This is a genomic window from Blautia sp. MSK18_10 (genome assembly GCF_020553185.1).
Taxonomy (GTDB): domain Bacteria; phylum Bacillota; class Clostridia; order Lachnospirales; family Lachnospiraceae; genus Blautia_A; species Blautia_A wexlerae.
This window is the reverse complement of record NZ_JAJCGT010000066.1, coordinates 1-9,306: the sequence shown is the minus strand read 5'-3', so window position 1 is coordinate 9,306 and position 9,306 is coordinate 1. Positions and strand designations below refer to the sequence as shown.

Here is a 9,306-nt window from a genome sequence, read left to right as displayed (position 1 = left end):
CTGGCAGTCATAGCCTTTTGATGTTCGCAAATCTTCTTTTTATCAAAAAGATACTCCGGAATAAAAATCAGATTCGGAGAGTCTTTATAATACCGGTATTTATAACTGCTCACCCAAAATATCTCCGGATGATCCAGACGCATCTGAAAAAAAACATTATAAAGTTCTTCTCCCTCTAATGCCGGAATTTGAAATTCATCCGCCAGGTTTTTCACACCGCTAAGAATGCTGTGATATGCAGCCTGCTGCGCCTTATTCATATGATTGTAATAATATTGCTCCATTGTTATCTTATCTCCAAGTTCTTCGTCACTTATAATCCCTTCCGGTACATTTCACTGATCACTGCCTGCGCATGTTCAGATTCCTTTTTCTCTATTATCTGTGCCCGGTCACTTAAAATCGCCAGCATCTCATCTACCAGATCTTCGATTTTAGGATTTGTATACCGATATAAATAACCCAGCATTCTGGTTGCGGTATAATCTGTATTCATGTTTTTATATGCGATTTCAGCACAAAGCTCCTTCGGATAGCCCTTGCTGAGCAAAACCCTGTATAGTTCTTCTGTTCTTTCTGATGCCATGTTTTTTGCCTTTCTTATCATGTTTCTGTGTCACCAGCCATCTGATTTACTTCGTCAAAAATCATATGATATAGCTATGTTTTTTCTCATAGTAACATACTTCAACTGATATTCGCAATCAGAACATGGAGCTTATTTAATATGGAAAAAGATTGTTAGTTACTGTTCACACATCACTATCCCGCGAGGTGTTTTGGCATGAATATGCCAAAATCCCGAGACATGCAAGCCAAAATTCCATTGCCGCTGGCAATCTGGAATGAATTTTGGCTACGTTACTGTGAACGGAGTGAACAGTAACGATTGTTACAAGGCACTGAGTAAACAGTAACACAGTAACTCCAAGACTTACAAGGTTATCAACGTGACAGTAGAATGTGCTCAATAACTATGTTATACTGATAATATCTAAATGCTTCAGATATGATATCTGCCTATCTGAATCATTCAAGCCACATTCTCAGGAGGAAAAAATGTCGAAAAAAGAAATAAGTTTTACAGAAGGACCTGTGTTCCAGTCTTTGCTTCGGTTTGCCATTCCCGTGCTTGGCGCATTGATCCTGCAGGCTGCGTATGGCGCAGTTGATTTGCTGATTGTTGGAAAATTCGGAAATGCCTCGAGTATTTCCGCAGTAGGAACAGGAAGTTCCTTTATGCAGATGGCTACTTTTATTATTACAAGCCTTGCAATGGGCTCCACCGTAATAATCGGGCATCACATCGGAGAACAAAAACCAAAAGAAGCAGGAAATGCGGTCGGAACTACGATCATTCTTTTTCTGATCATTGCTGTCATCATGACATTTGTACTGGAATTTGCCGCCGGAGGAATTGCGCATCTTTTACAGGCACCGGTTGAATCCTTTGACAAAACGATTCTTTATATCAGAATCTGTTCTGCCGGTATCGTTATTATCATTGCATACAATGTAATCAGCGGGGTGCTGCGAGGTGTGGGAAATGCAAACCTTCCACTTCTGTTCGTAGGAATTGCCTGCGTCATAAATATTCTGGGAGATTTGCTTCTGGTTGGAGTATTTCACATGGATGTTGCGGGTGCCGCCATTGCCACTGTATTTGCACAGTTTGTCTCTGTTGTCTGTTCTGTCGTTGTATTAAGAAAGCAGGATATGCCTATAGAATTTTCCAGAGAACAATGTCGGATTTATAAGGAGGAGTTAGGGAAAATATTGAACGTAGGTGTGCCGATTGCACTTCAGGAGACAACGGTTCAGATTTCATTTCTTGTCGTAAATTCTGTTATCAATCAGATGGGTCTGATGCCATCTGCCGGATATGGAATTGCACAGAAAATCGTTTCCTTTATTATGCTGGTTCCGTCCTCTATCATGCAGAGTGTATCAGCATTTGTTGCGCAGAATATCGGTGCCGGAAAGAAAAGCCGGGCATGGAAGGGTTTTTACACTGCAATCATTACCGGATGTTCCGTTGGAATCATCATCTTTATGGTAGGATTCTTCGGAGGCGGAGTATTATCCTCTTTCTTTACCAATGATTCCGAGGTAATCGCGCAGAGTGCCGCTTACCTGAAAGGTTTCTCTGCCGACTGTATACTGACTTGTGTACTTTTCAGCAGTATCGGATATTTTAATGGCTGTGGAAAAAGTATTCCTGTTATGATCCAGGGAATCACTTCCGCATTCTGCATCCGAATTCCGGTATCTATCATTATGTCGAGATTACCGGAAACATCTCTGACTTATGTTGGAATGGCGACACCTATCACAACTGTATATGGAATTATCTTTTTTGTAATCTGTTTCCGGCTGTTAAATAAAAACTCAGCCAAATAATAAAAATGGTTTCCTGTTATCAGTTCTCTTAGTAGAGATGCTGATAACAGAAAACCATTTCCATTATTTGATTATCCTCCGATACATGAATCGCATAGAAAATTTCATTAAGATACGAATCACGTACAACTGTCAGATACCATGCCTGAATCCATAAACTTCATAATCTTATCTAAATACATTTCCATCGTCCTGTCATCGCTGCGGTAGGTCTCATGTCTGGTTCCCGGCAGGTAAACATATTCGCAGGAAGTAATTCCTCTGTGATTGATTTTCTCTGCAAATTTTCTCAATGCGTTTACAGATACAAAATCATCTCTTTCTGCCTGAAATAGCAACACAGGTGCTGTCAGTTTCTTCCATCCACAATATTTTATGTACCAACTCATTTTTACAGACGCCAGAAGCCACCCATAAGAAGCTGCACTAACCTGGAATTTTTTATTCTCTTTACACAGCTCATTATATTTTTCGAATCTCGGTCTGGAAGTACATCCACTGGTTTCGAAAGTCTCACCACCATCATAAGGCTTCTGACCAGCCACATAGTCTTCCTCCCTTCCCAAAAGGCACTTCGTCTGTGCAATAGCAATCACCAATGGCCAGGGAACATTTCCGGTAAGCGGGCGGAGCATAGGAGAATTCAATATAATCTTCTGAAACAGTTGTGGCTCCCATGCAGCTGCAATTGTGCCAATCGCCCCACCCATAGAATGCGCAAAAAGAACTAACGGCAGTTCAGGATATGTTTTTTTAATTACATGGCATATTTTCAAAAAATCTCTCACATATCGCTTCCAGGTATCTATATGTACAAGAGATGAATCTGCTGTCAGACGATAACTTTGTCCATGTCCCATATGTTCCGGCATATACACATGATATCCAGCCTTCAGAAAATAATAAATCATCTCATCATATTTCGGCGCTGCTTCTGTAAAGCCATGACTGATTATAATAACGCCTTTCGGCTTCTCTGCCAGGTAACGCTGTACATGAATTTTCCCCACTATCCCCGTGTCTTTTCGGTGCAGATGATCCTCTGCACCAGGAATGTATCCCTCCTGACGGTGCGTTGCAAGATATGGCTCTATTTCATCATTCATTTTATACACATATTCATTCTCATGTATTATTTCCATTGTATATACTCCTGTTACTTTTTCATAATTCTGTTGCTATCTGCTTTTCACCATTCGATACATACCTGTATTATAATCTTCACTGGTGCCTGTTAATAATCCCATTAATCTTTTTCTCATTATAAAATACCAGTATAATTCCGCCTATACAACAGAATACTGCTGCCCCAAAAGCAGCAACTCTATAACCAGTTCCCTCTGCTGCCCCTATCGTCGAGACTGCTGTAAATATCAACATAGAAATACTCTGCCCAAGTTTAAACGCAAATGTTCTCGCCGCATAAAACATTCCTTCACGATTGCTTCCTGATGTAATCGAGTCGCTCTGCGAAATATCTGCCACAACAGCCTGCGGAAGAATTCCGAAAATCGCCATAGGAAGGGCCGCCACGACTGTCAGGATCAGTCCCTGCACCGATGCCGGAATAAAACTCATTTTTCCCATAAATCCGGTATAAAAATAAGCAAGGCTAAATACTGCAAATGCAAACAAGATCATCTTTTTCTTTCCAAGTTTAGGAGTAAGCTTATTTACCGGAATATAAAATACAAGAGACAACGCTGTCATTCCCACAAAGTACAAAGTTGTCATCGTTTCCGGAAGCTTCAAAAGACTGGTAACAAAAAATGGAAGACCTGTCTGAAACATGGTAAGTGCAATCCAGTAGAAAATATCAGATGCCACAAACTTGCGAAATTCTCCATTCTTAAAAGTAGCTGCAAGAGATCCAAAAGCTGACTCCTTTGCAGGAACCGTATCTACATAATCCTTTTCACGAATGCAAAATACCGGCACAAGCATACAGATAAACGCTATAGCCGCCATCAAAGTAAAGGTCATACGGATAGCACCAACTCTGCCAAAAGCAGGAATAAACATCCCCCATATCGTAGGTGCCAGATACGCCACTGCAGTTCCGGCAATAAATGTAAAGGAAATGACTGTGGAAATATTAAGTCTTTCCTGCTGGGTATGTCCAAGCTCCGGAATCAACGCATTATATGGTGTACAGTAAGCAGTAATGGAAAGATAGTACGCCAGAATCATAACCAGCAAGAACACTCCATTGATCCAGCTGTTTTTATTAACCGGTGACCAGAAAACCAGTATTGTAGAAAGCGCCAGCGGTAAAGATGCCCATTTCAGGAACGGAATTCTTCGCCCATTCTTTGACGTACATCTGTCAGATAAAGAGGCGATCATTGGATCTGTAAAAGCATCAAAAATCCTTCCGAAAGCTGTAATTCCGCCAATAATAGTAAATATGCCAAAGACCACCAGCCCCTGTGGAATGAACACTGTCTGTCCCTGACTGATGGCTGTCTTATCCGGCTGATAAAAATATACAAGCCAGTTAGAAATAATCCCGGACAACATCGCCCATCCAAACTGTCCGGCTGCAAACTGCCATATTTTCCCTGTTGTTAACTTTTTCACCGTGCACCTCCAGATTTCAGAACTACTACTTATTTCTTGCAAGAATCGAACTCTTTTCCAGGCATGGAAGTTCTTCTCCTTCAACAGTCGTCACAATTCCGCCTGCTTCTTCAACAATAAGTGCACCTGCCGCAAAATCCCATGGAGATAAAATAAGCTCGAAATAAATTTCCGCTCTTCCTGATGCTATGGCACATAAATCAAGTGCTGCAGATCCGCTTCGTCGGATATCAAGGCATTTTTGAAAATATTCGTAAGCTAATTCAAAGGATGCCTTCGCAAGCTCCGTATTATACGGTGATGAACCAAACAAAACAATGCTGTTTGCCAGATCATCCTTCGATACATGAATCGCATTTCCATTCATATATGCACCCTCACCGGAAATCGCATAGAAAGTTTCATTAAGATACGGATTATGCACGACTCCCATATATCTCTTTCCATTTCGAATCAATCCAATAGATACACAGCTCATATGATAATCTTTAATAAAATTGGTAGTTCCATCAATCGGATCCACCACAAAAATATATTCTGCATTTCTGTTAATCTGGCAATCCTCTTCTTCCCCCAAAAACTCCGCTTCCGGAAGAATCTCAGACAACTTTTTCTCCAGCATTTTCTGAATTTTGCAATCATACTTCGTAACAAAATTTGCTTTTCCTGCCTTATCCTTAATGCCAAAATTTTCCCTGTCCGCCTGAAGCATAACCTGTCCGCATTCTTTTGCCGCTTCAATTATTTCATTTAATATCGTATGTGGAGTTTTCTCCTTTAGTTCCATATTATCTGTCACCTCTCAATAGAAAATGGTTCCCTTTTTATCAATACTTTTATAATTTCTCATACTTTTCAATCAGACACTGATGTTCTTTTGTCTTCTTGTCATAGTTTATCCCAACCAGCAAAATGTCTCCGGTATAATCCAGAACTGAATCCGGATATTGTTTTTCCTTAATCTGCTGTAATGCTGTCTTGACATTCTTATTCCATTTAAGTTCTACGACAAGCGCCGGATAACTGGAAACGTATTCTGGTTTTGGAATAAATACAAAGTCTGCAAACCCACGTCCTGTCGGCAGTTCACGAACTGGTTTAAAATAATATTCCATTGAACTCAGATATGCAATTGCAAGTACACTGCTCAAAGAATTCTCATTATTATACTGAATATTCGAAACATACTCTGTATGGATTTTCTCAATTCCCTCTTCAACTGCTTCTTCATCCATGTCCAGCGTAGCCTCCAGTAAATGTTCTGATTCCTGCTGAAAAGTAATCATCTCATTCCATTTTCTACTCTCAACCGCCGTAGTCAGCTCCTGCCGGATTTCTTCATTTGGAACAAATGCAGTTCTTCTGTTCTGGTTATATCCCAGATAGCCAAGATGGATCAAATACGTAAGTACATCATCTTTGCTTTGTATATTCACCGTATCATTTTTGAAAGCAGCTGTATTTACTTTAATCGAAGCACCGGAAAGTATTTCAATTATAGCGTTTTTCAAACCATCATAATTCATATTGATAAAAGGAACAATTGCTTCATAAGAAGCAGTCTCCGACCAGTAACTTCTAAACCTGCCCCGCACACAAACACTTACTACTGCTTTAGGATTATATACCTGATAGTCCTCCAACAAATAACCATCATACCAATATTTTACTTTCTCAAAATCTCTGTGATATTTTTCGCAAAGATCCTTCACTTCAGCTTCTGTAAATCCAATATATGGCGCCATCACTCCTGCATCAAGCATTGTAAACTCATCAAAATTATTTAATGCAGACTGCGTTTTTTCTTTCTTTATCGGCAAAATACCTGTAAGATACGCCAACTGAATATATTTTGTCGGTTCCGTTCCCTTAAACATTGCCCTCAAAAAATTAATGTACTTTTCCTGTACTTTTTTATTTGCCGCTTCATCTCTGATCAGAACATCCCACTCATCAATAATTATAATAAATTTCTGTCCAACAATATTTTTAATACGCGAAAGACTTTCCGACAAACTTATCTCTTCTTCAGGCAGAACACCAGGGTAAATCTCTCTCAATTCAGCCTGTACAGATTTCGTAATAAACGCTACAACATTATCCACATTATCACAATTTGCCAAAAACCACTGAATATCAAGATGAATCACATCATACTTATTAAGATGCGTCTTAAAATCGGATTCCCTGCTTATATCCAGCCCTGAAAACATTTCTTCGGAATTACAGCCTTTACTATAATAAGCGGCCAGCATATTTGCAGCATATGATTTTCCAAACCTGCGTGGTCTGCTGTTACAGATATAAGCTTCTGTTGTATTAAGTACGCTGTTTGTATATTCCAACAATCCGGTTTTATCCACATATATCGGAGAATTCAGTGCCACCTGAAATGCACTGTTATCAGGATTTACAAATCTACCCATTCCTTACACCCCACAATCAAAAAACAGCTTCACGTTATCAAAATTTTTAATAAAATAATGATAGCATGAAACTATTTTAACGTAAAGCTGAAAAAAACTGTTATATATCCAGACACCCGGGCTATATCGGGATTCTATAAAATAATCTCAGTTATTTTGCGTAAATAGAACCAACAATCTTTCCCCGTAATGTACACGGCAAAATTTTACATAAGAATCTCAGAATCTTATACTTCACACCCGCCACACAAATTGGTGCGCAGTTCTTTTTCTGTGCAATCCGCGCAATATATGTACCAATAACCTCCGGCGACATCCCACTCAGTTCATCTTTCTCCATCTGACTGACACTGTGTGAAATACGGCCGCCGTATTCATCATCACCCAAAACTGTCTTTTGTCTGGCCTGGGTAAAACCGGTATGAATATCTCCAAGTTCTACTGCTGTCACCCTGACACCATAAGGACTTACTTCATTATCAAGCGCGCAGGAATAAGAAGACACTGCTGCTTTACTGGCAGAATAAAATGCCTGAAACGGAATGTGTGCCACTGCTGCCACAGAACTGATATTGACAATATGCCCTCTGTGCTGTCTGCGCATAGAAGGAAGAACAGCTCTGCTTACATTGACAGTTCCAAAAAAATTTACATCAAATTGTGCTTTCGCCTGTTTTAACTCTGTAAATTCCACCGCCCCGGAAATACCAAAACCTGCACAGTTTACAAGAATCTCGATACTTCCTCTTTCCAAAAGGATCTGCCCAACGGCTGCCTGCACGGAAGCCTCATCTGTCACATCTACACACATATGTCTCACACCTTCTACAGGAACATCCCGGCGACTGAACTCATAGACTATATAGCCAGCCTTACTCAAGGCTACTGCAGTACATCGTCCGATTCCGGAACTTCCACCTGTGACAAGAGCTGTTCTTTTCTGTTTTGATTCCATATTGTTGCTTACCTCATTCCATTTTTTCTTCTTACCACACGGATAAGTTCCTGTCGTATTTCCTCATTTTTGAATAACTGTCTGCACCATTCGTCCTGCGCCATAACATCACCACAAATCATATTGTTTCATAGTTTCTGAATTTCGATATTCATGTTTTTCATAATATCCTATCAGTCTTCCCTCTTCTCTGAGTGCCACCATATAAACATCTTTATTCTGCTTCTCATTATGGAAAGTATAGACAAGGTTATGGCTCTCATCTGTCGCAAACCAGTCCACTACCTTCTGTATTTTATCCCTGGATTCCTGATTATGACAATCTAACAGGCTTCTTCCAATAAGTTTATCACCGCCTCGCTTCGCATAGCTGTTAACAGCTGCCGGATTCATGTAGATAATCTCATGCTTAAGATTACATATAACAATCGAAGCCCTGTCCTGGTCAACAATACTCTTATAAAAACTAATCATATATTTTTTTATGTCCTTTCATTTTTTTCTTTCGTCTAATAGTTTACTATCCACATCAAATATCTTTAAATATCTGTTGGCATACATACGGACACCATCAATGGTATTTGTAATAAATCATTACAAAATTTTCGAAACAAAATAATCTGCCTCAATAATATGCCTTACATTCTTCTCCCTGGAGTCAACAATACTCACACGTCCATTCTCCGCTGTCAAAGTCACACTGGAACCATCATTCCGATAAACAGTCATATGTTCCACTGGGCGTTCCAATGTCTCTATTGGATTCTTCATCTTTTTTAATCGCCGATACTCATATTCTGGAATAAAAAATTCAAGTTTTGAAATAGCTCTTTTTTTCTTTAATGGTGTTTTTCTTAATGAACCATTTTTATTCATAAAACGATCCACAAATTCAACATTTTCCGTCATTTTATCAATTACATCCGAAATCCCTTCAATCTGATC

At 39.6% G+C, this 9,306-nt stretch carries 9 protein-coding genes and 1 pseudogene; 1 reads left to right on the top strand and 9 read right to left on the bottom strand.

The features are described 5' to 3' along the window. Window positions 1–284, bottom strand: a pseudogene (locus LI074_RS16160) (transglutaminase domain-containing protein); the annotation flags it as partial. Between the two features lie 29 nt (window positions 285–313). Next, window positions 314–586, bottom strand: coding sequence for a hypothetical protein (locus LI074_RS16155; protein ID WP_008703953.1), 273 nt, complete (start codon window positions 584–586; stop codon window positions 314–316). 473 nt (window positions 587–1,059) lie between these two features. On the opposite strand from LI074_RS16155, the gene LI074_RS16150 reads away from it, so the two are divergent. Further along, a complete protein-coding gene (locus tag LI074_RS16150) occupies window positions 1,060–2,400 on the top strand; it encodes an MATE family efflux transporter (protein WP_173698390.1) in 1,341 nt (446 codons plus the stop codon). Window positions 2,401–2,519: 119 nt separating this feature from the next. Here LI074_RS16150 and LI074_RS16145 read toward each other — a convergent pair whose 3' ends face one another. The 7 genes from LI074_RS16145 to LI074_RS16115 form a co-directional block, all read right to left on the bottom strand. After that, a complete protein-coding gene (locus tag LI074_RS16145; protein WP_062807844.1) occupies window positions 2,520–3,542 on the bottom strand; it encodes an alpha/beta fold hydrolase in 1,023 nt (340 codons plus the stop codon). Between the two features lie 79 nt (window positions 3,543–3,621). After that, complete coding sequence (locus LI074_RS16140; RefSeq protein ID WP_173698389.1) at window positions 3,622–4,980, bottom strand: MFS transporter; 1,359 nt, start codon at window positions 4,978–4,980, stop codon at window positions 3,622–3,624. Between the two features lie 25 nt (window positions 4,981–5,005). Then, window positions 5,006–5,767 carry an inositol monophosphatase family protein gene (locus LI074_RS16135; RefSeq protein WP_154780982.1) on the bottom strand — a complete coding sequence of 254 codons (762 nt, stop codon included), beginning with the start codon at window positions 5,765–5,767 and terminating at the stop codon, window positions 5,006–5,008. A 49-nt stretch (window positions 5,768–5,816) separates the two neighbouring features. Continuing rightward, a complete protein-coding gene (locus LI074_RS16130) occupies window positions 5,817–7,406 on the bottom strand; it encodes an AAA family ATPase (protein ID WP_173698388.1) in 1,590 nt (529 codons plus the stop codon). A 151-nt stretch (window positions 7,407–7,557) separates the two neighbouring features. Then, window positions 7,558–8,361, bottom strand: a complete 804-nt coding sequence (locus LI074_RS16125; protein WP_173698387.1) for an SDR family oxidoreductase — start codon at window positions 8,359–8,361, stop codon at window positions 7,558–7,560. A gap of 108 nt (window positions 8,362–8,469) precedes the next feature. Then, on the bottom strand, window positions 8,470–8,835 hold the full coding sequence (locus LI074_RS16120; RefSeq protein WP_128868237.1) for a PAS domain-containing protein: 366 nt from the start codon (window positions 8,833–8,835) through the stop codon (window positions 8,470–8,472). Between the two features lie 120 nt (window positions 8,836–8,955). Next, window positions 8,956–9,306, bottom strand: a 351-nt coding sequence (locus LI074_RS16115) for a hypothetical protein (RefSeq protein WP_173698386.1), incomplete at its 5' end; no start/stop codon positions are given.

Bases quoted from the DNA above. Each gene is read 5' to 3' on its own strand.
- LI074_RS16145 (WP_062807844.1), bottom strand. From the start codon at position 3,542: ATGGAAATAATACATGAGAATGAATATGTGTATAAAATGAATGATGAA.
- LI074_RS16135 (WP_154780982.1), bottom strand. From the start codon at position 5,767: ATGGAACTAAAGGAGAAAACTCCACATACGATATTAAATGAAATAATT.
- LI074_RS16130 (WP_173698388.1), bottom strand. From the start codon at position 7,406: ATGGGTAGATTTGTAAATCCTGATAACAGTGCATTTCAGGTGGCACTG.
- LI074_RS16125 (WP_173698387.1), bottom strand. From the start codon at position 8,361: ATGGAATCAAAACAGAAAAGAACAGCTCTTGTCACAGGTGGAAGTTCC.
- LI074_RS16150 (WP_173698390.1), top strand. From the start codon at position 1,060: ATGTCGAAAAAAGAAATAAGTTTTACAGAAGGACCTGTGTTCCAGTCT.
- LI074_RS16120 (WP_128868237.1), bottom strand. From the start codon at position 8,835: ATGATTAGTTTTTATAAGAGTATTGTTGACCAGGACAGGGCTTCGATT.
- LI074_RS16155 (WP_008703953.1), bottom strand. From the start codon at position 586: ATGGCATCAGAAAGAACAGAAGAACTATACAGGGTTTTGCTCAGCAAG.